Raw genomic sequence first — 22613 nt, forward strand, 5'->3', positions numbered from 1 at the left:
CCGCCTCACTTGTCCTCCGCCAGGTCCCGGTACCGGGCCTCGTTGCGGGCGGCCGTCCGGATGTAGAGCCACGCACTGAGGCCGATCACCGGGTAGATCCCGGCGCCGAGGAGAAACCAGCCGAAGGGGATGCCCGCGATCTTCGCCTCCGCCAGTCCGGGAACCAGTCCCAGCATGAGCGGAAAGGCGAGCAGGATCAGCAGGAACCCCGCGGCCACCACGAGCGCCAGGTGCAGCTGGGAGCGGATCAGGGACCGGACAAACACCTGGCCCACATCGGACTCCTCGGCGGCTACGCGGGAATCCATCACGGGCTTTGCCGCGGACCGCGGGGCCGTCACCCTGACGCGGGTCATGCCTGCGGCCGGATCCGGGTTGTTTCGAGCTTCTCCCGAACAGACGGCAGGTGGCGGCGGCTGATGGGCAGTTCCGCCCCGGCCACGGTAACGGTCGGCCGGGCTGAGGCGAGCTTCATGTGGCTGACGTGGTTGAGGGCGATGAGGTAGGACCGGTGGGTGCGAAGGAACCCTGCCTCGGCCCACTGCTGCTCCAGATCGGCCAGCGGGACGCGGATGAGGTAGCTGGCATCCGCTGTGTGCAGCCGCGCGTAGTCGCCCTGTGCCTGGACGTACGTAACGTCGTCGCGCCGGATCATCCGTGTGGTGCCGCCGAGGTCCACCGTGATCATTTCCGGTGTTGCGGCGCCGTCCTTCATCAGTTCGCTGATGCGTCCCACAGACCTGGCCAGGCGCTCGGCGCGGACGGGTTTCAGCAGGTAGTCGACGGCGGCAAGTTCGAACGCTTCCAGGGCGCAGTCCTCGTCGGCGGTAACGAACACGACCGCCGGGGGATTGCTGCTGCGTGAAATGGCCCGGGCAATGTCCAGGCCTGACAGGGCGGGCATGTGGATGTCCAGGAACACGGCGTCCACCGTCTCGGCGTCGAGCACCCGGAGGGCCTCCGCGCCGGAGGACGCCCGGTGGATGGCCCCGATCCGGTCGTCCCGGCCCAGCAGGAAGGCCAGTTCCTCAACAGCGGGCAGCTCGTCGTCGGCGACGAGGACGTTAATCATGGTTCTAGATTATCCCGGCGCTCCGGCCGGTGAGGCCCGTGGCGCTCAGGCATCGTGGCCGGGCTGCGACTTGGGAACGCGCATGGTGATCAGTGTTCCCTCGCCGGGTGCCGTTTCGATGACCAGGCCGTTGTCCTCGCCGTAGACCTGGCGGAGCCGGGCATCCACGTTCCGAAGCCCCACATGGTCGCCGTCGCTGTGTCCGGCCAGCATGGACCGCAGCTGTTCGGGATCCATCCCCACGCCGTCGTCCTCGATGGTTACCTCGGCGAACGCGCCGGAATCATTCGCCGCAATGGTGATATGCCCTGGACCTTCCTTGGCCTCCAGCCCGTGCCGGACTGCATTTTCCACCAAGGGCTGCAGGCTGAGGAACGGGATTACCGTGCTCAGCACCTCGGGGGCGATCCGCAGGCTCACCTGCACGCGGTCGCCGAAGCGCGCCCGTTCCAGCAGCAGGTAGCGGTCGATGCACCGGAGTTCTTCGGCGAGGGTGGTGAAGTCCCCGTGGCGGCGGAACGAGTAGCGGGTGAAGTCGGCAAATTCCACCACCAGTTCCCGGGCCCGCACAGGGTCGGTGTTGATGAAGGACGCGATGGCGTTGAGGGAGTTGTAGATGAAATGCGGGCTGATCTGGGCGCGGAGGGCGCGGACTTCGGCCTCCATCAGGAGGGTCCGGGAGGCGTCGAGTTCGGCGAGTTCAACCTGGGCCGCCACCCAGTCGGCCACTTCGCCGGTGGCCCTGACCAGCCCGGCGCCCGTTGACGGCGCGAAGGCCGCCACCACGCCCACCACCCGCGCTCCGGCCTTGATGGGGGCAATGACCACTGCGCGTTCGACGTCGGGCGTGATCGGACCGGAGGCGGTGTCTCCGGCCAGCATCTGCAGCTCGCCTGCCGGGATCACCGCCGTGTGGCCGCCGTCGAGCACTTTTGCGGCGAGGCCCATCAGGGACGGTTTCAGTTCTTCCGCGGCGCCGTCCCAGGCCAGGACCCCCGATGTGTCGGTGATGGCCAGGGCATCGCAGCCCAGGATGGTGCGGAGCTGCCTGCTGGCTTTGGCCGCGCCCGCGGGGTTCAGCCCGGTGCGCAGGTGCTGGCCGGCCCGTGAGGCCGCGTGCAGGGTCTTGTAGGTGGCCCGTTCCGCATCGGTCCCCAGTTCCCGGAAGGACCGCAGGACTTTGAGTCCCACGAAGACGACGACGGCGATCGCCATCGCGATCACGGCAACGGCCGCAGCGGTGAACAAGGGGGAGTCCGGCATGGTGCCCAGCGTAGCCTGCCCGGCGTAGCCGCGGGGTGCCGTTTGGCGCAGCAGCGGGACCGCTGAGCGACGGCCCTGCGGAGTTCTCTGGAATGTAAGCCGCATCACGGGGCACAGTGATTGCAGTCACATTGGCTGGGACTGTCTGTGGGGGACAGGGGCAGCAGGTGTGGATGGCAAGTCTCAATGAGGAGGAATGATGGGTAACGATGCCCCAACTCCGGACGCAGCGGCGTCCGTGGACTTCAAGCAAGTCCAGTCGACCAAGCAGTTCCAGGAACTGCGCAAGCGTCACCGCAGCTTTGTCTTTCCGATGGCCGTTGCGTTCCTGCTCTGGTATTTCGCATACGTCCTCCTGGCCGACTACGCAGTCGGCTTTATGTCCACCAAGGTCTGGGGCAACATCAACATCGGGCTGATCATGGGCCTGCTGCAGTTTGTGTCCACGTTCGCGATCACCGGCTGGTACGTGAGCTACTCCAACCGGCGGCTCGATCCCATCGCCGCTGAAATCCGGCACGAAATTGAAGGTCACGAGTTCGATAAGGAAGGCAACAAAATCAGCGGGGTAACGAAATGACGCTCATGATTCCCGCCGCCGTTGACGTTGCGGACCTCAAGGAAACCACCCTGCTGAACATGGGCATCTTCGGCCTGTTCGTGGCGGTCACCATGATCATCGTGATCAAGGCCAGCCGCAACAACAAGACGGCGGCAGACTACTATGCCGCCGGACGGTCGTTCACCGGCCCGCAGAACGGCACCGCCATCGCCGGCGATTACCTCTCCGCCGCCTCATTCCTGGGCATTACCGGCGCCATCGCCATCAACGGCTATGACGGCTTCATGTACTCCATCGGCTTCCTGGTCGCCTGGCTCGTCGCCTTGTTGCTCGTCGCCGAACTGCTCCGCAACACCGGCAAGTTCACCATGGCCGATGTACTCTCCTTCCGGCTGAAGCAGCGCCCGGTCCGCATCGCGGCAGCCATCTCCACCCTTGCTGTCTGCTTCTTCTACCTTCTGGCGCAGATGGCGGGAGCCGGCAGCCTGATCTCCCTGCTCCTGGGCATCAGCGACTGGGGCGGACAGGCGCTGGTCATTATCGTCGTCGGCGCCCTGATGATCATGTACGTGCTGATTGGCGGCATGAAGGGCACCACCTGGGTCCAGATCATCAAGGCCATGCTCCTGATTGCCGGCGCTGCCGTGATGACCTTCTGGGTCCTCGCCATCTACGGATTCAACCTCTCCGACCTGCTCGGCGGCGCGGTGGAGGCTTCGGGCAACCCGAACGTCCTCAACCCCGGCCTGCAGTACGGCAAGACCGAGACGTCCAAGCTCGACTTCATGTCCCTGGGCCTGGCCCTCGTGCTCGGCACCGCGGCCCTGCCCCACGTCCTGATGCGCTTCTACACTGTGCCCACCGCCAAGGAAGCCCGCAAGTCGGTGGTCTGGTCCATCTGGCTGATCGGCCTGTTCTACCTGTTCACCCTGGTCCTCGGCTACGGTGCTGCGGCACTGGTAGGCGCCGAAACCATCAAGGGGGCCCCGGGCGGCGTCAACTCGGCCGCACCGCTGCTGGCATTCCACCTCGGCGGCCCGCTGCTGCTCGGCTTTATCTCGGCGGTCGCGTTCGCCACCATCCTGGCCGTCGTGGCCGGCCTCACCATCACGGCAGCGGCGTCGTTTGCCCACGACATCTACGCCAGCGTGATTGCCAAGGGGAAGGCCGACGCCGACACGGAGGTCAAGGTTGCCCGGCGCACCGTAGTGGTCATCGGGCTCCTGGCCATTGCCGGCGGCATCTTCGCCAACGGCCAGAACGTGGCGTTCCTCGTGGCGCTCGCCTTCGCCGTGGCTGCTTCGGCGAACCTGCCCACCATCGTGTATTCGCTGTTCTGGCGTAAGTTCACCACCCAGGGCGCCATCTGGAGCATGTACGGCGGGTTGGGCTCGGCGATCATCCTGATTGCCCTGTCGCCGGTGGTCTCGGGCGCCAAGACGTCCATGATCCCGGGCGCCAACTTCGCGATCTTCCCGCTCAGCAACCCCGGCATCGTTTCCATCCCGCTCGCGTTCTTCCTGGGCTGGCTCGGTTCGGTGCTGGACAAGAAGCTGGAGGACACCACCAAGCAGGCCGAAATGGAAGTCCGTTCCCTGACCGGCGTCGGTGCCGAGAAGGCAGTGGGCCACTAGGTTCCGGGCCGACAAAAACAACAGGAGCTCCCGTCAATGACGGGAGCTCCTGCTGTGTCTACTGCTGTGTTGCGTCGCTGCGATGTGGCGTTCAGGCCTTTGGCCGGAGTTTGATGTTGATCATCTTCATATCCTTGTTGCCGTCGAAACGGTACGCGAGGTCCACGTCCTTGCCTTCGCAGTTGATGACCCCGGCGACGTCGGCAGCGTTGTTGCCGTTGTCGCTGCTGACCTTGAAGTCGTTGTACGTCGGCTTGCAGGTCTCGTCCAGTTCGAGGCTTTGGACGCCGGCGGCGAATTCCTCCTTGGAGAGCTTGTCCTGGAGGGCCGGGTCGAGGAAGTCGTCATAGGCGGTATCGGTGTCGCCGGCAATGACGAGCTGAGTGAAATCCTCCGCCAGGCCCTTGGCTTTGCTGGTTGCGCCGCCCACGAGGTTGACCAGTAGTGCGACTCCCACGATGGCGAGCAGCAGAACACCGCCCACGATGCCCAGGATGATCCATAGCTTCTTGCGGCTCTTGGCGGGCGGGTGCTGGCCGGGGACGCCGTAGGGCCCGGGATCGGTGTATTGCGGAGCGCCGTAGGGGGAGCTTCCGTACTGCGGGTGGGCGGGTTGGGAGCTTTCGTACTGCGGGGTGCCGGTCTGCGGGGTTACGTCCTCCGGCTGCCCCTCGCGGGGATCTCCGGGTTGCGGCTGACCGTGGCGGGGCTGCCCGTACTCGGGTTCGCCGTAATGCGGGATCGGCTGCTGTCCCGGAATTCCCTGCTCGCCCGGAGCCCCGTGCTCGTCCGGAGTCTTGTGCCCGGGGGACCCGTAGTGCGGTGGCGGCGTCTGCGGGCCTGAAGGGTCGTATGGCGGGACGGGAGGAGGCTGCCGCCGCCGGCGCCGCTCGCCGCCGGCATCCGGTTCGTCAGGCTGGTTCGGTTCCTGAGGATTGCTCAAGATCAAGCCTTTCCGGCAGCCGGCCTGGCCACTGCCTGATTGCACGGTCCGTTCCCGGCCGCGATTCGTTCAACTCGACCCAGCCTATAACCCCCGGCATCATCAGCCGGAAGCGGCACGTCACGCTTCGGCGGGACCCCGCTCCAGTAGCGGCTGGATCCGGAAGGGGATGAGCTCTCCCATGGCGAGCGCCGTGTCGGTCCGGTCCACGCCGTCACACGCCAGGATCTTGCCGTTGATCCGGAAAAGGTCTTCGGCGTCCAGCGCCACCACCCGCAGCAGGAGGTCGGCCGAGCCGGTCAGGCCGTAGCCTTCCAGGATTTCCGGGATGCCGGCCAGGTCCACCGCCAGCTGTCCCAGCTTCTGCTGCTGCACATGGACGGAAATAAACGCCATCAGCGGGTATCCCAGTGCGGCCGGATTAATGCGCCGTTCGAAGGACAGAAAGACATGTTTCTTCTCCAGCTGGGCCATCCGGGCCTGCACGGTGTTGCGCGAGAGCCCGAGCTTCTGCGCCAGGGCCACCACCGTTCGTTTCGGATCCTTCGCGAGGGCTGATAGGAGCCGGGTGTCAGTGCCATCCAGAGCTTGCATAATGCGCAAGATTAGCACGGAGATGGAGGCTGTTACAGGGCATTCTGCTCAGTTTCTGTTGCAGCGGTTGTACCCAATGAGCATTGTGAGTATCGTCACAATTATCCGGGGCAACGGCGCCCGGGCGGCTGGCGTGCACGGGGATCACGAGTTCCTTGAGCGCCGGTGACACGACGTATGAAGGTTGCGTGCAACTGTGTTTACAGACGAGTTGGGTCAGGGCGGCAATGCCGCGGACGGCCCGGACAGCAGTTCAGGACATCACCACGGGGCGGGCGGCACCCTGGTCCAACTGATCACGCCCGGGGGTGAGCGTGTCAGTCATCCGCAGTACGACGCCTGGGTTCGGGAAGTCACTGATGAGCAGCTGGCGTCCCTGTACGAGGATATGGTGGTCATCCGCCGGATCGATACCGAAGCCACCGCCCTCCAGCGCCAGGGGGAGCTTGGCTTGTGGCCGCCGATGCTGGGGCAGGAGGCTTCCCAGATAGGTTCCGCGAGGTCGCTCCGCGACGATGACTTCGTGTTTTCCAGCTACCGCGAGAACGGCGTCGCCTACTGCCGCGGCGTGGACCTGGCGGACATCCTCAAGGTCTGGCGGGGCAACGCGTCCTCGGGCTGGGACCCCTACACGGTCAACATGGCCACTCCCCAAATCATTATCGGCGCCCAGACCCTCCACGCGACCGGCTATGCCATGGGCATCCAGAATGACGGCGCCGACTCCGTGGCCATCACATATTTCGGCGACGGTGCCACCAGTGAGGGCGACGTCAACGAGGCGATGGTCTTCGCCGCCAGCTTCCAGTCCCCGGTGGTCTTCTTCTGCCAGAACAACCACTGGGCCATTTCCGAACCGGTCCGGCTGCAGTCGCACATCAGGATCGCCGACCGTGCGGCCGGGTTCGGCATCCCCAGCGTCCAGGTGGACGGCAATGATGTCCTGGCGGTGATGGCGGCCACGCGCGAGGCAATCGAACGGGCCCGCCACGGCGGAGGGCCCACGTTCATCGAGGCAGTCACTTACCGGATGGGACCGCACACCACTGCCGACGACCCCACACGGTACCGGGATGCCAACGAACTTGAGGACTGGGCGGCCAAGGACCCGATTGCCCGGGTCAGGGGCCTGCTGGAACGCAAGGGGCTGCTGACGGAGCAGTTGGAGGCCCGGGTGGCTGCCAAGGCCGAGGCCGTGGCCCGGGAAATGCGGGCCGGGTGCATCAACATGCCGGATCCGGAGCCGATGGACATCTTCAAGAACGTCTACAGCACCCCCAACTCCTGGCTGGACCGCCAGGAGGACCATTACTCCCGCTACCTGGCTTCCTTCGGCGATCCCGCAGGAGCCAACTCAGAAGAAGGTGCTCGCTGATGACGCAGATGACCTTTGCCCGGGCAATCAACTCCGGGCTCCGCAAGTCCCTCGAAAACGACCCCAAGGTGATCCTGATGGGCGAGGACATCGGCACCCTCGGCGGTGTCTTCCGTGTGACCGACGGGTTGCAGAAGGACTTCGGCAAACACCGCGTCGTGGACACCCCGCTCGCCGAGTCCGCGATTATGGGCACCGCCGTCGGCCTTGCCTACCGGGGTTACCGGCCGGTGGTGGAAATCCAGTTCGACGGGTTCATCTATCCCGCCTTCGACCAGATCGTGTCCCAGGTGGCCAAGATCCACTACCGCACGCAGGGCGCAGTGAAGATGCCCATCACCGTGCGAGTGCCGTTTGGCGGCGGTATCGGTTCGCCGGAACACCATTCCGAGTCTCCTGAGGCGTACTTCACCCACACGTCCGGCCTTCGCGTGGTCAGCCCTTCCACGCCGCAGGACGCCCACACCATGATCCAGCAGGCCATCGCCCTCGACGATCCGGTACTGTACTTCGAGCCGAAGCGCCGCTACCACGACAAGGGCGAGGTGGACGAGTCCATCGAACCCGCCGCCGCGCTGTCCATGGAAAAGGCGCGGGTGGTGACCGAAGGCACGGACGTCACGCTCGTTGCGTATGGTCCGCTGGTCAAAACCGCCAAGGACGCCGCCCTGGCCGCGGCGGACGAGGGCATCTCCATTGAGGTGATCGACCTGCGCTCGCTGGCCCCGGTGGACTTCGCAACGCTGGAGGCCTCCGTTCGCAAGACGGGACGGCTGGTGATCACGCACGAGGCCGGTCAGTCCGGCGGGCTCGGAGCGGAAGTGGCCGCGAGTATCACCGAACGCTGCTTCTACCACCTTGAAGCCGCCCCGGTCCGCGTCACGGGCTTCGACATCCCGTACCCCTACTCGAAAGTCGAAATGCACCATTTGCCAGGTCTGGACAGAATCCTTGACGGTGTGGACCGTGCCCTGGGCCGTCCCAACTCCCTCAGCGGGCTGGAAGGATGAGCGCCGCCATGATCAAGGAATTCAGGCTCCCGGACCTCGGTGAAGGGCTGACGGAATCAGAAATCCTTAGCTGGAAAGTGGCCGTGGGCGATACCGTGGCCCTGAACCAGGTCATTGCCGAAGTGGAGACCGCCAAAGCGGTCGTGGAACTGCCGTCGCCGTTCGCAGGTGTGATCACCGCCCTCCACGAAAAGGCGGGAACCGTGGTGGAGGTTGGCAAGCCGATCGTTTCGTTCGAGGTTGAGGGCGACGACGGCGGCCCCGCCGCCGGAGGTCCGGCCCAGGCGGAGACCGCCAAAAGGGAACCCAACCTCGTGGGGTACGGCGCCGTCGTCGAAAGTTCCGGCCGTCCGGCACGGCGTGCCCGCACGTTCGCTTCGCCGGTGGCGGAGCCCGCCACAGCCCCGGCGCGAGCGGACGCTGCCCCGGCGGCGGAGCCGGCCAAGGCCCCGGCGGCCGGACGCGTCGGCACCGCAACCCCTGCCGAACGTCCGCGGTCCACGCCGCCCGTCCGGAAGCTGGCCAAGGACCTCGGTGTTGAGCTCACGGAAGTGGCCGGCACCGGCGCCGGAGGTCTGATCACGCGCGACGACGTCCGGAACTTTGTCGGCGGGGGAGACCTTCCGGCGGCTGCCCGCGCCCTGGCCGGAGCGGGCACCGGAACCGGCGCCCCCGGAGAACGCGAAACCCGGACGCCCATCAAGGGTGTCCGCAAGCTGACCGCGGCAGCCATGGTGTCCAGTGCTTTCACGGCACCGCACGCCACGGAATTCCTGACCATCGATGTCACCCCCACCATGGAGCTGCTGGCCCGGCTCAAGGCAAGCCGGGCTTTTGAAGGCCTCAAGCTCACTCCGCTGACACTCGTGGCCAAGGCTTTGCTGATCGCCCTCCGCCGCCAGCCGTCGCTGAATTCGCGCTGGGAGGAGGCCAGCCAGGAGATCGTGCAGTTCAACTACGTGAACCTCGGAATTGCCGCGGCGACTCCCCGGGGACTGACCGTGCCGAACATCAAGGATGCGGACCGTATGTCCCTGACCGAGCTGTCCACGGCCATCACGGCCCTGACCGAGACCGCCCGGTCCGGCAAGACAAGCCCGGCCGAGCTCTCCGGCGGCACCATCTCCATCACCAACATCGGAGTGTTCGGCATCGATGCCGGCACTCCCATCCTCAACCCGGGCGAAGCAGCCATCCTCGCCATGGGTGCTGTCCGGAGGATGCCGTGGGAATACAAGGATGAAGTGGCACTGCGCCAGGTCATGACCCTGAGCCTGTCCTTTGACCACCGGCTGGTGGACGGCGAACAGGGGTCCCGCTTCCTGGCGGACATCGGGGCGATCCTGGCGGACCCGGGCATGGTCCTGGCCATGGTCTAGCCAATCCGCACGAACTGCCGGCTGCCGGTTCCGCAAGGAACGGGCGGCCGGCAGTGTTGCTTCTACTCCCCGGGCACGGGGCTGGCGGCTACCAGGAGGGCGGCGAGGGCCATGCTCTCCAGCAGCGGCCTGGCAGACTTGGCCGCGACCCGCCGCCCGTGGCTGCGGACCGAATGCGGCGTGGAGTTGATGAGGCCGAACGCGGCGTGTGCGCGCATCCGGAGCTCTGCGGTGTCCGTGCCCGCGTGCAGCGCCTGCAGCACCTCCACCCACAGCTCCACGTAGTTGCGCTGCAGCGTGCGGACCTCGGCCTGGTCGTCGTCGGACAGGTTGCTGAAGTCGCGGTCCTGGACCCGGATGACGTCGGGATTGCTCAGGGCGAAATCCACATGGAACTGAACCAACCGGGCCAGGGCGGCGGCGGGATCAGCGGCGTCCGCAACCACGCGCCGGCCGCCCTCCAGCAGCTCCTGGCTCACGCTGAGCAACAGGGCCCCGAGGACCGCCTGCTTGCCCGCGAAATGCCGGTAAACGGCCGGGCCGCTGACGCCGGCGGCGGCGCCCAGGTCTTCCAGCGAAACGCGGTTGAAGCCGTCGACGGCAAAAAGCGTGGCCGCGGAGGACAGCAGCGCCTGCCGCCGGCTTTCCTTCGCCCGGCTGCGCTGGGTGGTCTGGACCCGCTCGGTTGCATCCCCGACCCGCTGGTCCGCCGGGCTGCCGGGGCTGCGCTCAGTGATCGGCACATTTCCTCCTTGGAACTGCAAATCCTAGCAAGGCGGGCGCGTGTTGGACATCACAGTTAATAGAGACTAACCTAAATCTCAGTTATGCGGTACTAACCGAATTGCTCAGGACGGCCCCGCCGGGCGTCCGGGAACGGAAGCAGTCAATGGAGACAATCGCCAGCCTGGTGGACACCGGCAGCGCCGCCTACGCCGCGAACCGCGAGGCCCAGCTGGGGCTGGCCCGCGAGCTGAAGGAACGCCTCGCGACAGCAGCGCTGGGCGGGCCGGAGAAGTCCCGGGAGCGGCACGTGGCACGGGGCAAGCTGCTGCCCCGTGAGCGCATCGACCAGTTGCTCGACGACGGCAGCCCGTTCCTAGAGATCGCGCCGCTCGCCGCCAACGGCATGTACAACGACGATTCCCCCGGTGCCGGCGTCATTGCGGGGATCGGCCTGGTCCACGGCCGCCAGGTGCTGGTCATCTCCAACGACGCCACGGTCAAGGGCGGCACCTACTATCCGATGACGGTCAAGAAGCACCTCCGGGCGCAGGAAATCGCGCTGGAGAACCGGCTGCCCTGCATCTACCTCGTGGATTCCGGAGGGGCCTTCCTGCCGAAGCAGGACGAGGTCTTCCCGGACAAGGAACATTTTGGCCGGATCTTCTTCAACCAGGCGAAGATGTCCGCGGCAGGGATCCCGCAGATCGCCTCCGTGATGGGTTCGTGCACCGCCGGCGGCGCCTATGTCCCCGCGATGAGCGACGAAACCGTGATTGTCCGCAACCAGGGCACCATCTTCCTGGGCGGGCCGCCGCTGGTGAAAGCCGCGATCGGTGAGATCGTCACGGCCGAGGAACTTGGCGGCGGGGACGTCCATTCGAAAATCTCAGGCGTCACCGACCACCTGGCCGAGAACGATGAGCATGCCCTCCAGATCGTCCGGGACATCGTGTCCACCCTGCCCCGCCCGGCCGCCCCCGCCTGGGACATCGACGCCGCCGTCGAACCGGTCGCGGATCCGGAGGAGCTCTACGGCGCCGTCCCCACGGACGTCAATGCCCAGTACGACGTGCGTGAGGTGATCGCCCGGCTGGTGGACGCAAGCCGCTTCCACGAGTTCAAGAAGAACTACGGCACCACCCTGGTGACTGGCTTCGCGAAGCTGCACGGCCATCCGGTGGGCATCGTGGCCAACAACGGCGTGCTCTTCAGCGAGTCTTCGCTCAAGGGCGCCCACTTCATCGAGCTCTGTGACCAGCGCGGCATCCCGCTGATCTTCCTGCAGAACCTGTCCGGCTTCATGGTGGGCAAGGACTACGAGCAGGGCGGCATCGCCAAGAACGGCGCCAAGATGGTCACGGCCGTGGCCACCGCGCGCGTGCCCAAGCTGACAGTGGTGATCGGCGGCTCCTTCGGCGCCGGGAACTACTCCATGTGCGGGCGGGCCTATTCGCCCCGCTTCCTGTGGATGTGGCCGGCGTCGCGGATCTCCGTGATGGGCGGCAACCAGGCTTCCAGCGTGCTGGCCACCGTGAAGCGGGACCAGTATGAGGCCCGCGGCGAGGAATGGTCCGCCGCGGACGAGGAAGCCTTCAAGGCACCCATCAAGCAGCAGTATGAGGACCAGGGCAGCCCCTATTACTCCACCGCCCGTCTGTGGGATGACGGCGTGATCGACCCCGCGGACACCCGCACCGTCCTGGGACTGGCGCTCGACGTCGTCTCCCGCACCCCGCTGCCGGAGACCTCCTTCGGCCTCTTCCGGATGTGAGCCAGAAATGACTACCCCCTCATCGCCCCAGAAGCCGCTCTTCGGCACCGTGCTGGTGGCCAACCGCGGCGAGATCGCCTGCCGTGTCATCCGCACTTTGCGCGCCCTGGGCATCCGTTCGGTGGCCGTCTACAGCGAAGCCGACGCCGGTGCGCGCCACGTGCGGGAGGCCGACGTCGCCGTGCGGATCGGCCCCGCGGCGGCGACCGAGAGCTACCTCAAGATCGAGGCCGTCATCCAGGCCTGCCGCGACACCGGCGCCGAGGCCGTGCACCCGGGCTACGGCTTCCTCAGCGAGAATGTCGACTTCGCCCGCGCCCTGGAACAGGCCGGGATTACCTTCATCGGCCCTGGCGTTGAATCCCTGAACGTCATGGGCGACAAGATCCGCTCCAAGAACCACGTCACCGGCTACGGCGTCCCCGTGGTCCCGGGCATCGCCAAACCCGGCATGAGCGACGCGCAGCTCATCGAGGCAGCGGCCGGCGTCGGCTTCCCGCTGCTGATCAAGCCCTCCGCCGGCGGCGGCGGGAAGGGCATGCACGTGGTCGAACGCCCCGAGGACCTGGAAGCCACCCTCGCCACCGCCCGCCGGGTCGCGGCCAGCGCCTTCGGCGACGACACCCTGTTCCTGGAGCGGCTGGTCACGACCCCGCGGCATATCGAAGTGCAGGTCCTGGCGGACAACCACGGCAACGTGATCCATCTGGGGGAGCGCGAATGCTCCCTGCAGCGGCGCCACCAGAAAGTGATTGAGGAAGCGCCCTCGCCGCTGCTGGAATCACTGCCCGACGGCGCCGCCGTCCGTGCGCGGATCGGCGAGGCGGCCTGCAACGCGGCCCGCAGCGTCCACTACAGCGGCGCAGGCACCGTGGAGTTCCTGGTGTCCGACAACGCCCCGGACGAGTTCTACTTCATGGAGATGAACACCCGCCTGCAGGTGGAACACCCCGTCACCGAGATGGTCACCGGAATCGACCTGGTCGAATGGCAGGTGCGCATCGCCGCCGGCGAGGAACTCACCGTCCGCCAGGACGACGTCGTGCTTGACGGGCACTCGGTGGAAGCGCGCGTCTACGCGGAAATCCCGGAACGGAACTTCCTGCCGTCCACCGGTGAGGTCATTCTCCTGGACGAGCGCGGGGAAATTTTCACCGCCATGGACGAGCTGGACTCGTTGACTCCGGCGGCCGCCGATCCGGACATCCGCATTGACTCCGCCCTGCTCAAGGGACTCGAAATTTCCAGCGATTACGATCCCATGGTGTCCAAAGTGATCGCCTGGGGCAGGGACCGCACAGCCGCGCTGGACAAACTCGACACGGCACTTTCGCGCTACACAGCGCTGGGCATCGACACCAATGTCGAATACCTGCGCCTGCTCATCAACGAACCCGACGTCCGGGCCGGCCGGCTCGATACCGGGCTGATCGAACGCAAAATGCCGGACTTCACCTTCCGGCTGATCGGGGACGCCGAGCTCATCGCCGCCGCCATGCAGTTGTGGGTCCTGGCGGAGGCCCCGGTCACGGTGCGGTCCCCCTGGGATACCACCACCGGCTGGCGCATCGGTGCATCCGCGCCGTGGCGGATGAGCTTCGGAACGCCCGGCAGGGGACTGGCCACCGTGGCCGTCACCTGGCTGAGCAACCTCGATCTGGGCCACGCCCTTGTCCGCGTCAACGATGGTCCCGCGCACAAGGTGATTGTGATCGGTCTGTCCAGTGACAACGTCTACCTGGAAATCGACGGTGAAGAAGTCCGGTACGCGCTGGGCAGTTTCCGGGACTCCCGCCCTCCGCAGGGCAATCCCCAGACCATCTTCCTCGGCAACGAGGGCTGGTCCTGCCGGCTTGAGGTGCTCACCCGCGAATCCCGGCTCGCCCGCGTCCTGGCTGCGGTGCAGCGCGAGGAAGGCGCCGCGGACCCGGCGGTGCGCTCGCCCATGCCCGGCACGGTGGTCTCCGTCTCCGTCAGCGACGGCGACCACGTGGAGGCCGGCCAGGTCCTGCTCTCAGTGGAGGCGATGAAGATGGAGCACCAGCTCGTTGCACCGCTTGAGGGCACAGTCCACATCAGCGCCGCGTCCGGCGACCTGGTCAAGGCGGACCAGGTGCTTGCCACCGTCCACCCCGCGGCGCCGCCATCGGCGGCGGACGCAGCCGAGGACGCGGTAGGGGAATCCGTTATTGCCATGGGCGCGGCAGAGTAGCCGTCCCGCATCCCCACCTTCAGTACACCAACAGACCCGTTACAGACTTAGACAAAGGAAATCCCAATGGCTGATTTTGAGCTCAGCGAGGAATACCAGGACCTCAGCAACACCGTCCGCGAATTCGCCGACGAAGTGGTGGCACCGGTTTCCGCAAAACACGACGAGGAACACAGCTTCCCCTACGAGGTGGTCTCCCAGATGGCGGACATGGGCCTGTTCGGCCTGCCGTTCCCCGAAGAGTTCGGCGGCATGGGCGGGGACTACTTCGCCCTGGCCCTCGCCCTGGAGCAGCTGGGCCGGGTGGACCAGTCCGTGGCCATCACGCTGGAAGCCGGCGTCTCCCTCGGCGCCATGCCCGTGTACCGGTTCGGCACCGACGCCCAGAAAGAGGAATGGCTGCCCTCCCTCGCGTCCGGCAAGGCGCTCGCCGGGTTCGGCCTGACCGAACCCGAGGCCGGCTCCGACGCGGGCGGAACCAAGACCACCGCCCGGCTCGAAGGGGGTGAGTGGATCATCAACGGCAACAAGGAGTTCATCACCAACTCCGGCACGGACATCACCAGCCTGGTCACCGTGACGGCCGTGACCGCCAAGCACGAGCGCGAAGACGGCAGCATCAAGAAGGAAATCTCCACCATCCTCGTGCCCACCGGCACCCCCGGGTTCAAGGCCGAGAAGGCCTACAACAAGGTGGGGTGGAACGCCTCGGACACCCACCCGCTCACGCTCAAGGACGTCCGCGTCCCGGAGGCCAACCTGCTCGGCGAGCAGGGCCGCGGCTACGCGAACTTCCTGTCCATCCTGGACGAGGGCCGCATCGCCATCGCCGCACTCGCCACCGGAGCGGCCCAGGGCTGCGTGGACCTGTCCGTGAAATACGCCAAGGAACGCAGCGCGTTCGGGCAGAACATCGGCAAGTACCAGGCCGTCGCGTTCAAGATCGCCCGGATGGAAGCCCGGGCCCACACGGCGCGGCTGGCGTACTACGACGCGGCCGCCAGGATGCTCGCCGGGAAGCCGTTCAAGACCCAGGCGGCCATCGCTAAGATGGTCGCAGGCGAGGCAGCCATGGACAACGCGCGGGACGCCACCCAGGTGTTCGGCGGCTATGGCTTCATCAACGAATTCACCGTGGCACGCCATTACCGCGACTCCAAGATCCTTGAAGTGGGGGAGGGCACCACGGAGGTCCAGCTGATGCTGATCGCCCGCGAACTGGGACTCTAGCCGGCCTGAAAGGATCACTGATGATTAACAAGGTTGTTGCCAGCGCTGAGGAGGCCGTCGCGGACATCCCCGACGGCGCCTCGCTCGCGGTCGGCGGTTTTGGACTGTGCGGCATCCCGGTTGCCCTCATCGACGCCCTCCACCGGCACGGGACCACCGGCCTGGAAACTGTCAGCAACAACTGCGGCGTGGACGACTGGGGGCTGGGGATCCTGCTGAAGGACGGCAGGATCCGCCGCACCATCAGCTCCTATGTCGGTGAGAACAAGGAGTTCGCCCGGCAGTACCTCTCCGGCGAACTCGAGGTGGTGCTCACCCCGCAGGGCACGCTCGCGGAGAAACTGCGTGCCGGCGGCGCCGGCATCCCGGCGTTCTACACGCCGGCGGGCGTGGGAACCCAGGTGTCCGACGGCGGCCTGCCGCAGAAGTACGACGCCGACGGGACCGTCGCCATCGCCTCCGCAGCCAAGGAAGTCCGCACCTTCAACGGTGCCGACTATGTGCTGGAGGAATCGCTCACCCCGGATTTCGGCCTCGTCCACGCCTGGAAGGGCGACCGGCACGGGAATCTCGTCTTCCATGCCACGGCGATGAACTTCAATCCGCTCTGCGCCATGGCCGGGCGGATCACCATCGCCGAGGTCGAGGAACTGGTGGAGCCCGGCGAGCTCGATCCGGAGCACGTCCACGTTCCCGGCATTTTCGTCCAGCGGGTTGTCCTGGCAGCCCAGGGCGAGAAGCGCATCGAAAAGCGGACGGTCGCGGTGTCCGCGGCCGGCACCCGCGCAACCGGCCAGCAGGCAACCGACCAGGCAGGAGCATGACCGTGGAATCGAACAGCACGCCGGACGCACCGCCCCGCCCCGAAGCCGTCCGCCACGAATACCGGCCGCCCGCCGTCGGGCATCCGGAGGGGACCATGCCTGAAACGAAAGGCTGGACCCGCAACGAACTCGCCGCCCGGGTGGCCCGCGAACTCCACAACGGGCAGTACGTCAACCTCGGCATCGGGATGCCCACACTGATCCCCAACTACATCCCCGCCGGCGTCGAAGTGGTCCTGCACTCGGAGAACGGCATCCTGGGCGTGGGGCCGTACCCCGCTGAGGACCAGGTGGATCCGGACCTGATCAACGCCGGCAAGGAAACCGTCACCGTCAACAAAGGCGCCGCGTTCTTCGACTCCGCATCCTCCTTCGGCATGATCCGCGGCGGGCACGTGGACGTTGCCGTGCTCGGCGCCATGGAAGTGGCCCAGAACGGTGACCTGGCCAACTGGATGATTCCGGGAAAGATGGTCAAGGGCATGGGCGGTGCCATGGACCTGGTGTTCGGGGCCAAGAAGGTGATCGTGATGATGGAGCACGTGGACCGCAACGGCAAGCCCAAGATCGTGCAGCAGTGCACACTTCCGCTGACCGGCAAGGGGTGCGTGGACCGGATCATCACCGACCTCGCCGTGATTGACGTCGTCACCGAAAACGGATCCTCCCGGCTCGTGCTGCGCGAACTGGCCCCCAACGTGACCGCCGAGGAAGTGGCTGCGGCCACCGGAGCGGAACTCTTCGAAGAAGACCAGGAACTGACCGTATGACCAGTGCTGACGAGGTTTCGACGGGCCCAACCACCGGCCGGCCCAGGGTGGTTGAACAGCGCGGCCTTTACTTCGACGAGCTGGAGGAAGGCGTCATCTACGCCCACCGTCCGGGGCGGACGGTCACCGAGACGGACAACGTCCTGTTCACCACCATGACAATGAACACGCAGGCGCTGCACCTGGACGCTGCGTGGAGCGCCGGGCAGCCGTTCGGCCAGCGGCTGGTGAACTCCATGTTCACCCTGGCCACCGTGGTGGGGCAGTCGGTCCCGCAGCTGACCCAGGGAACCATCATCGCGCAGCTGGGACTGACAGATGTGTCGTTCCCGCATCCGCTGTACCACGGCGACACCCTGTACACGGAGACTGTCATCACCGGCAAGCGGCCGTCGGCGTCACGCCCGGGGCAGGGCATCGTGACCATGCAGCACACGGGCAGGAACCAGGACGGCACCGTGGTGGCACTTGCCTCGCGCAGCTGCCTGATGTGGACGCGGGAGGCGCACGAAGCGGCCGAAAAGGGGACAATCTAAACATGACTTTCCTGATGGGGCCCGCCCTGCTCTTCTGTCCTGCCGACCGGCCCGAGCGCTACCAGAAAGCCGCGGAACGTTCCGACGCCGTCATCGTGGACCTGGAGGACGCCGTCGCCCCTGCCGACAAGCAGCGGGCCCGGGGCGCCATCCTCGCCCAGCTCGGCGCCACCGGCGACGTTCCGGAGCTGGACCCCAGCCGGACGATCATCAGGATCAATCCGGCCGGAACGGACGAGTTCGAGAAGGACCTGCACTGCCTCAAGCACACCCCGTACCGCCACGTGATGCTGGCCAAGGCCGAAAACGCCGGCCAGCTCCGGGCGCTGGAGGGCTTCAGCGTCATCGCCCTGTGCGAAACGGCCGCCGGAATCATCAACGCCGCCGCCATCGCCGCCGAACCCAACGTGGTGGGCCTGATGTGGGGTGCCGAGGACCTGCTCGCTTCACTCGGCGGGACCTCCAGCAGGAACGACGACGGCGGCTACCGGGCAGTGGCGCTGCACGCCCGGTCCACCGTGCTGCTGGCGGCGGCGGCTTTCGGCAAGGAAGCCATCGACGCCGTCTACGTCAACATTCCGGACCTTGAAGGGCTGGCGGCCGAGTCACGCGACGCTGTCGCCTCGGGGTTCGGTTCCAAGGCCTGCATCCACCCCAGCCAGGTGGCTGTGGTCCGGGGAGCCTACGCGCCCGCCGAATCGGACGTTGCCGCGGCCAAGGAGCTCCTGGAGGCCGCCGCTGCTGCCGGTAGCGGCGTGTTCCAGTTCAACGGAAAGATGATCGACGGCCCCATCCTGAAGCACGCGGAGTCAACCCTGCGGCGGGCCGCCCGCTAGCGGTACTTGCCCGCTTTCTCCACAATGAAAAGGACTGAACCACGGCAGAGGCCGGGAGTCGAATGACTCCCGGCCTCTGGCATGTTCAGCTGTACTGCTTAGCCGGCCTTCACGGCGAGAACAGGGCAGTCCGCTTCAAGGAGTATCCGCTGGGACGTGCTGCCCATGATCAGCTTGCCGACGGGCGTGCGCCTCCGCAGCCCAATCACAATCAAATCGGCCCGGTGTGCCTCCGCCGCTTCCAGGACCTCATTGGCGGCGTCGTGGCCGCGCACCGGCTGGAGGATGATGTGCTCGATCCCTTCCTTGCCGAGACGCTGGTCGATGCCCTCGATTTCGGCTTCCCCGGCATACCGCTTGTCCACCAAGGCATCGCCCCGGGAGGAATTGATGACCACCAGCTTGGACTGCGCCTTCCGTGCCTCCTTGATGGCCTGGTCAAAGGCCGCTTCGCCCTCCGGGGTTGGTACGTAGCCCACAACGATGGTCATGGTTTCTCCTTATCGTGCTGGATGGTGTCACGGGGGACAGTGTCATGGGGGACCGTGCTGCGGTGCGCGGCGTCGCCGTCGCCGGTGGTGTCGTGGATCCCGGGTGCGGATGAATCCTGGCGCTGCCCCGTGTGGTCTGCAGCTGCGGGCCTGACTGCGGCTGCCGGCTGGACTGCAGCGGCGGGCCGGTTCCGGCGGATCAGCTTGAACAGCAGCGGCCACAGGAGAATGAGCGCCACGATGATGTAGACGGTGACGGCGATCGGCTCGCTCCAGAGGCCGGCAGGGTCGCCGGCGCTGAGCTGCAGCGTCTGGCGGAGCTGCTTTTCCAGGCGCGGTCCGAGGATGACACCGAGGATGAGCGGCAGGACGGGAAGTCCGAAGCGCCGCATCATGAAGCCCAGCGCGCCGAGCGCCAGCAGGAGGACCAGATCGAACGCCTGCAGGTTCACCGAGTAGGCGCCCAGCGTGGCGAAGAACAGGATGCCGGCGTACAGGTAAGGCCGGGGGATCTGCAGGAGCTTCGCCCACATCGGTGCCAGCGGCAGGTTGATGATCAGCAGCAGCAGGTTGCCGATGAAGAGGCTGGCGATGAGTGCCCACACCAGCGGGCCTTCGCTTTCGAACAGCTGCGGCCCGGGCTGGATGCCGTACTGCGTGAACGCCGCCAGCATCACTGCGGCCGTGGCATTGGTGGGCAAACCCAGTGCCAGCATGGGTGTCAGCGTGCCTGCAGCTGCAGCGTTGTTGGCTGCTTCCGGACCGGCTACACCCTCGATTGCGCCTTTGCCGAACTCTTCGGGGTGTTTACTGAGGCGCTTTTCCGTGACGTAGGAGAGGAACGTGGGAATCTCGGCGCCGCCGGCGGGCAGCGCACCGAAGGGGAAGCCGAAGGCGGTGCCGCGAAGCCATGGCTTCCAGGACCGCTTCCAGTCCTGCTTTCCCATCCACGGGCGCCCCACGGGAATGACCTGCAGGGGGTTGCGGCGGAGGTGAGCGGCCACCCAGAGTGCCTCGCCGACGGCGAATATGGCGACAGCCACAACCACGATGTCCAGCCCGTCCGCCAGGAGCGGCACGCCGAAGGTGAGCCGGGCCTGGCCGGTGACCACGTCCAGGCCCACCAGGCCGATGGCGAGGCCAAGGCCCAGGGATGCGAACCCCCGGAGCCGCGAGGAGCCCAGGACCGCGGTGACCGCCAGCAGGGCCAGGACCATGATGGCGAAGTAGCTCGGAGCACCCAGGCTGACGGCGAAGTCCACCACAATCGGAGCGCAGACTGCCAGGAGGGTGGTGCCGATGGTGCCGGCCACGAACGAGCCGATGGCCGCCGTCGCAAGTGCCTGTGCGGCCCTGCCGGCCTTCGCCATCTTGTTGCCTTCGATGGCGGTGACCACCGACGACGATTCGCCTGGCGTATTAAGCAGGATGGAGGTGGTCGAGCCGCCGTACATGCCGCCGTAGTAGATGCCGGCGAACATGATGAAGGCGCTGGTGGGTTCCAGGGCGTACGTGACCGGAAGCAGCAGTGCCACGGTCATGGCCGGGCCGAGGCCCGGGAGAACCCCGACGGCGGTACCCAGGACGACGCCGATGACGGCGTAGAGGAAATTCATGGGGGTCAGGGCGGTGGCAAAACCGTCCATCAGGGAGGAAAAGACATCCATCAGAGAATCCCTTCCAGGAGACCGGCGGGCAGCGCAATGCCGAGGCCAAGGTAGAAGCCATAAAAGGTCAGGAGGGACAAGGCCACGGAGATGAGGCCGTCACGGATGTACCTCCGGCCACCCAGGGCCCAGACGCTGCCCCAGAACAGGATGGTTCCCGAGATAACCCAGCCTGCCCAATCGATCAGCAGGATGTTGGCAACGAAGGCTCCCACCAGCGGCAGGATGGTCTTCCAGTCGGCGGGGTGGGTGAGGTCCACGTCCTCGCCGCCTTCGGCTTCGCCCTGGCCGCCGCGGAGCACGTTGACGGCCAGCAGGACAGAGCAGACCAGCAGCAGGCCGCCCACAATGAACGGCAGGGTTTTCGGTCCTACGGGATCAGACTGGGAATAGGGGGTGACAATGCGGGCAGCGTCCGCGATGACCAATGCCCCGGCCGCCCCGAGCAGGAGGGCAACCCCCAGCTCGGAGCGGCCTTTGAGCCGTGAGGCCAGTGTTGGTGAGGAGCTCACGCCAGGCCAAGCTTCGTGAGGACGTCCGCCACCCGCTTGTCCTGCTCGGCCAGGAAGCTTTCGAACTCAGCGCCGGTGATGAAGGCGTCGCTCCAGCTGTTGGTCTTCAGGGCTTCTTTCCAGGCTGCCGTGCCGTGCATCTTTTCGAGCGCGCCGATCAGCTTGGCCTTGTCAGCATCGGTGATGCCCGGAGGGGCCACGATCCCGCGCCAGTTGGTGAACACCAGGTCGATGTTGGATTCCTTCAGCGTGGGGGCATCCACGCCTTCGAGCCGCTTCTCGCCGCTGGTGGCCAGGACGCGGACCGCGCCTGATTCGATCTGTTTGAGGTACTCACCAGCACCGGAGGCCGCGAAGCCCACCTTGTTGCCCAGGATGGCCGGGAGGAGGTCTCCACCGCCGTCGTAGGACACAAAGTTCACCTTGGTGGCGTCGATGCCCAGGGCGCCGGCAAGCTGCATGGGCAGCAGGTGGTCAGGGCCGCCCGGCGAGGAGCCGCCGCCAACGCTGATGGAACCGGGGTCAGCCTTCCAGGCGGCAACCAGGTCGTCGATGGTCTTGTAGGGCGAATCCTTGCTGACCATGATGGCGCCGGGCTCTTCAATGAGCTTGGCCAGGGGAGTGGTGGCCGTCAGCTTGGACTCGGACTTGTTGGTGTAGCTCGCGCCCACCACGCCCAGGCCCATCAGCATGGTGAGGTCGCCGTTGCCCTTTTCGTTAACGATGCGGGCGAGGCCAACGGTGCCACCCGCGCCGGCGAGGTTGAAGACTTCGGGGTTTGTGGCGATTTTCTCGTCTTCGAGGACCTTGGCCGCCACGCGGGCGGTGGTGTCGTAGCCGCCACCCGCAGTGTTGGGGACCATGATCTGGAGGCCGGTCAGCGGGCCGGCAGGAGCGCCGGAGGTGGCGCCCTCGGTGGAGCTCTTTCCGGTGGCACCGCAGCCGGTGGCCATCAGGGCGATGCCGGCGGCGACGGCGGCAATACGCAATGCGCGGATCTGGCGCATGGTGTTCCTCTTCTCAGTAAAGTTCTCGGTAAAGCTGGTCAGCAAAACTGACTGGTGCTCTGATGCTAGGCCCGGAAGTGACGGCCATCACTCTTGTGTACGCAGAGAAAGTTAAGTTCATTTCGTTCACGTTTCCGGTGTCCCACCGGTGCTCCCTCAAGGACCCGCGAAGGAGCGGCCGCTCGTCCGCCTACCGGGG

Annotated in this window: 22 protein-coding genes; 12 read left to right on the forward strand and 10 right to left on the reverse strand. The window is 66.3% G+C overall.

Annotated features, from left to right (window positions below; genetic code table 11):
- Window positions 1–5: 5 nt before the first annotated feature.
- The 3 genes from RW112_RS17085 to RW112_RS17095 are packed head-to-tail and all read right to left on the reverse strand — an operon-like array spanning window position 6 to window position 2335.
- The gene (locus tag RW112_RS17085; protein WP_317782895.1) at window positions 6–356 is read right to left on the reverse strand and encodes a hypothetical protein; all 351 of its coding nucleotides are present in this window, start codon (window positions 354–356) and stop codon (window positions 6–8) included.
- Entirely contained in the window at window positions 353–1072 is a 720-nt protein-coding gene (locus RW112_RS17090) for a LytTR family DNA-binding domain-containing protein (protein ID WP_317782896.1), read from the reverse strand. The genes RW112_RS17085 and RW112_RS17090 overlap by 4 nt, the downstream gene beginning before the upstream one ends.
- Before the next feature lie 45 nt (window positions 1073–1117).
- Window positions 1118–2335 carry a sensor histidine kinase gene (locus RW112_RS17095; RefSeq protein ID WP_317782897.1) on the reverse strand — a complete coding sequence of 406 codons (1218 nt, stop codon included), beginning with the start codon at window positions 2333–2335 and terminating at the stop codon, window positions 1118–1120.
- A gap of 199 nt (window positions 2336–2534) precedes the next feature.
- Here RW112_RS17095 and RW112_RS17100 point away from each other — a divergent pair, with 199 nt between their 5' ends.
- Window positions 2535–2915: a DUF485 domain-containing protein gene (locus RW112_RS17100; RefSeq protein ID WP_317782898.1), complete on the forward strand. Its 381-nt coding sequence runs from the start codon at window positions 2535–2537 to the stop codon at window positions 2913–2915.
- Entirely contained in the window at window positions 2912–4531 is a 1620-nt protein-coding gene (locus RW112_RS17105; RefSeq protein ID WP_317782899.1) for a cation acetate symporter, read from the forward strand. The genes RW112_RS17100 and RW112_RS17105 overlap by 4 nt, the downstream gene beginning before the upstream one ends.
- Window positions 4532–4622: 91 nt before the next feature.
- Here RW112_RS17105 and RW112_RS17110 read toward each other — a convergent pair whose 3' ends face one another.
- Entirely contained in the window at window positions 4623–5474 is an 852-nt protein-coding gene (locus tag RW112_RS17110) for a hypothetical protein (protein ID WP_317782900.1), read from the reverse strand.
- Between the two features lie 120 nt (window positions 5475–5594).
- Window positions 5595–6068: an Lrp/AsnC family transcriptional regulator gene (locus RW112_RS17115; RefSeq protein ID WP_305940341.1), complete on the reverse strand. Its 474-nt coding sequence runs from the start codon at window positions 6066–6068 to the stop codon at window positions 5595–5597.
- 196 nt (window positions 6069–6264) lie between these two features.
- Here RW112_RS17115 and pdhA point away from each other — a divergent pair, with 196 nt between their 5' ends.
- Genes pdhA through RW112_RS17130 form a run of 3 tightly spaced genes read left to right on the forward strand, consistent with a single transcriptional unit; the run spans window position 6265 to window position 9832 of the window.
- Window positions 6265–7443, forward strand: coding sequence for a pyruvate dehydrogenase (acetyl-transferring) E1 component subunit alpha (gene pdhA / locus RW112_RS17120; protein WP_317782901.1), 1179 nt, complete (start codon window positions 6265–6267; stop codon window positions 7441–7443).
- Window positions 7443–8453: an alpha-ketoacid dehydrogenase subunit beta gene (locus RW112_RS17125; RefSeq protein ID WP_317782902.1), complete on the forward strand. Its 1011-nt coding sequence runs from the start codon at window positions 7443–7445 to the stop codon at window positions 8451–8453. The genes pdhA and RW112_RS17125 overlap by 1 nt, the downstream gene beginning before the upstream one ends.
- Before the next feature lie 8 nt (window positions 8454–8461).
- On the forward strand, window positions 8462–9832 hold the full coding sequence (locus RW112_RS17130) for a dihydrolipoamide acetyltransferase family protein (protein WP_317782903.1): 1371 nt from the start codon (window positions 8462–8464) through the stop codon (window positions 9830–9832).
- A 62-nt stretch (window positions 9833–9894) separates the two neighbouring features.
- On the opposite strand, the gene RW112_RS17135 is transcribed toward RW112_RS17130, so the two are convergent.
- Window positions 9895–10569: a TetR/AcrR family transcriptional regulator gene (locus RW112_RS17135; protein ID WP_411709933.1), complete on the reverse strand. Its 675-nt coding sequence runs from the start codon at window positions 10567–10569 to the stop codon at window positions 9895–9897.
- 152 nt (window positions 10570–10721) lie between these two features.
- Between RW112_RS17135 and RW112_RS17140 the strand changes: the two genes are divergently transcribed.
- From RW112_RS17140 to RW112_RS17170, 7 genes are all read left to right on the forward strand, one after another.
- Entirely contained in the window at window positions 10722–12329 is a 1608-nt protein-coding gene (locus RW112_RS17140) for a carboxyl transferase domain-containing protein (protein WP_317782905.1), read from the forward strand.
- Window positions 12330–12336: 7 nt separating this feature from the next.
- Window positions 12337–14541: an acetyl/propionyl/methylcrotonyl-CoA carboxylase subunit alpha gene (locus RW112_RS17145; RefSeq protein ID WP_317782906.1), complete on the forward strand. Its 2205-nt coding sequence runs from the start codon at window positions 12337–12339 to the stop codon at window positions 14539–14541.
- A 66-nt stretch (window positions 14542–14607) separates the two neighbouring features.
- Window positions 14608–15771 carry an acyl-CoA dehydrogenase family protein gene (locus tag RW112_RS17150; RefSeq protein ID WP_305940348.1) on the forward strand — a complete coding sequence of 388 codons (1164 nt, stop codon included), beginning with the start codon at window positions 14608–14610 and terminating at the stop codon, window positions 15769–15771.
- Between the two features lie 20 nt (window positions 15772–15791).
- Window positions 15792–16595, forward strand: a complete 804-nt coding sequence (locus tag RW112_RS17155) for a CoA transferase subunit A (protein WP_317782907.1) — start codon at window positions 15792–15794, stop codon at window positions 16593–16595.
- Window positions 16592–17365, forward strand: a complete 774-nt coding sequence (locus RW112_RS17160; protein ID WP_411709929.1) for a CoA transferase subunit B — start codon at window positions 16592–16594, stop codon at window positions 17363–17365. Before RW112_RS17155 ends, RW112_RS17160 begins: the two co-directional genes overlap by 4 nt.
- Window positions 17362–17901, forward strand: a complete 540-nt coding sequence (locus RW112_RS17165; RefSeq protein WP_317782909.1) for a MaoC family dehydratase — start codon at window positions 17362–17364, stop codon at window positions 17899–17901. Before RW112_RS17160 ends, RW112_RS17165 begins: the two co-directional genes overlap by 4 nt.
- Window positions 17902–17903: 2 nt before the next feature.
- Complete coding sequence (locus RW112_RS17170; protein ID WP_317782910.1) at window positions 17904–18737, forward strand: CoA ester lyase; 834 nt, start codon at window positions 17904–17906, stop codon at window positions 18735–18737.
- Window positions 18738–18835: 98 nt separating this feature from the next.
- On the opposite strand, the gene RW112_RS17175 is transcribed toward RW112_RS17170, so the two are convergent.
- From RW112_RS17175 to RW112_RS17190, 4 genes are read right to left on the reverse strand one after another with little or no spacing between them, the layout of a single operon-like run.
- Complete coding sequence (locus RW112_RS17175) at window positions 18836–19228, reverse strand: universal stress protein (protein WP_305940353.1); 393 nt, start codon at window positions 19226–19228, stop codon at window positions 18836–18838.
- Entirely contained in the window at window positions 19225–20895 is a 1671-nt protein-coding gene (locus RW112_RS17180; protein WP_317782911.1) for a tripartite tricarboxylate transporter permease, read from the reverse strand. Before RW112_RS17180 ends, RW112_RS17175 begins: the two co-directional genes overlap by 4 nt.
- Complete coding sequence (locus tag RW112_RS17185; RefSeq protein WP_305940355.1) at window positions 20895–21407, reverse strand: tripartite tricarboxylate transporter TctB family protein; 513 nt, start codon at window positions 21405–21407, stop codon at window positions 20895–20897. The genes RW112_RS17180 and RW112_RS17185 overlap by 1 nt, the downstream gene beginning before the upstream one ends.
- Complete coding sequence (locus RW112_RS17190; protein WP_305940356.1) at window positions 21404–22414, reverse strand: Bug family tripartite tricarboxylate transporter substrate binding protein; 1011 nt, start codon at window positions 22412–22414, stop codon at window positions 21404–21406. Before RW112_RS17190 ends, RW112_RS17185 begins: the two co-directional genes overlap by 4 nt.
- Between the last annotated feature and the right edge of the window lie 199 nt (window positions 22415–22613).

It is taken from the genome of Arthrobacter sp. B10-11 (assembly GCF_033142195.1).
Lineage (GTDB): Bacteria > Actinomycetota > Actinomycetes > Actinomycetales > Micrococcaceae > Arthrobacter > Arthrobacter oryzae_C.

Excerpts from the sequence above, each read along its gene's own strand:
- RW112_RS17085 (WP_317782895.1), bottom strand. The coding sequence starts at position 356 with ATGACCCGCGTCAGGGTGACGGCCCCGCGGTCCGCGGCAAAGCCCGTG.
- RW112_RS17090 (WP_317782896.1), bottom strand. The coding sequence starts at position 1,072 with ATGATTAACGTCCTCGTCGCCGACGACGAGCTGCCCGCTGTTGAGGAA.
- RW112_RS17095 (WP_317782897.1), bottom strand. The coding sequence starts at position 2,335 with ATGCCGGACTCCCCCTTGTTCACCGCTGCGGCCGTTGCCGTGATCGCG.
- RW112_RS17100 (WP_317782898.1), top strand. The coding sequence starts at position 2,535 with ATGGGTAACGATGCCCCAACTCCGGACGCAGCGGCGTCCGTGGACTTC.
- RW112_RS17105 (WP_317782899.1), top strand. The coding sequence starts at position 2,912 with ATGACGCTCATGATTCCCGCCGCCGTTGACGTTGCGGACCTCAAGGAA.
- RW112_RS17115 (WP_305940341.1), bottom strand. The coding sequence starts at position 6,068 with ATGCAAGCTCTGGATGGCACTGACACCCGGCTCCTATCAGCCCTCGCG.
- RW112_RS17125 (WP_317782902.1), top strand. The coding sequence starts at position 7,443 with ATGACGCAGATGACCTTTGCCCGGGCAATCAACTCCGGGCTCCGCAAG.
- RW112_RS17130 (WP_317782903.1), top strand. The coding sequence starts at position 8,462 with ATGATCAAGGAATTCAGGCTCCCGGACCTCGGTGAAGGGCTGACGGAA.
- RW112_RS17140 (WP_317782905.1), top strand. The coding sequence starts at position 10,722 with ATGGAGACAATCGCCAGCCTGGTGGACACCGGCAGCGCCGCCTACGCC.
- RW112_RS17145 (WP_317782906.1), top strand. The coding sequence starts at position 12,337 with ATGACTACCCCCTCATCGCCCCAGAAGCCGCTCTTCGGCACCGTGCTG.
- RW112_RS17150 (WP_305940348.1), top strand. The coding sequence starts at position 14,608 with ATGGCTGATTTTGAGCTCAGCGAGGAATACCAGGACCTCAGCAACACC.
- RW112_RS17155 (WP_317782907.1), top strand. The coding sequence starts at position 15,792 with ATGATTAACAAGGTTGTTGCCAGCGCTGAGGAGGCCGTCGCGGACATC.
- RW112_RS17160 (WP_411709929.1), top strand. The coding sequence starts at position 16,592 with ATGACCGTGGAATCGAACAGCACGCCGGACGCACCGCCCCGCCCCGAA.
- RW112_RS17165 (WP_317782909.1), top strand. The coding sequence starts at position 17,362 with ATGACCAGTGCTGACGAGGTTTCGACGGGCCCAACCACCGGCCGGCCC.
- RW112_RS17170 (WP_317782910.1), top strand. The coding sequence starts at position 17,904 with ATGACTTTCCTGATGGGGCCCGCCCTGCTCTTCTGTCCTGCCGACCGG.
- RW112_RS17175 (WP_305940353.1), bottom strand. The coding sequence starts at position 19,228 with ATGACCATCGTTGTGGGCTACGTACCAACCCCGGAGGGCGAAGCGGCC.
- RW112_RS17180 (WP_317782911.1), bottom strand. The coding sequence starts at position 20,895 with ATGGATGTCTTTTCCTCCCTGATGGACGGTTTTGCCACCGCCCTGACC.
- RW112_RS17190 (WP_305940356.1), bottom strand. The coding sequence starts at position 22,414 with ATGCGCCAGATCCGCGCATTGCGTATTGCCGCCGTCGCCGCCGGCATC.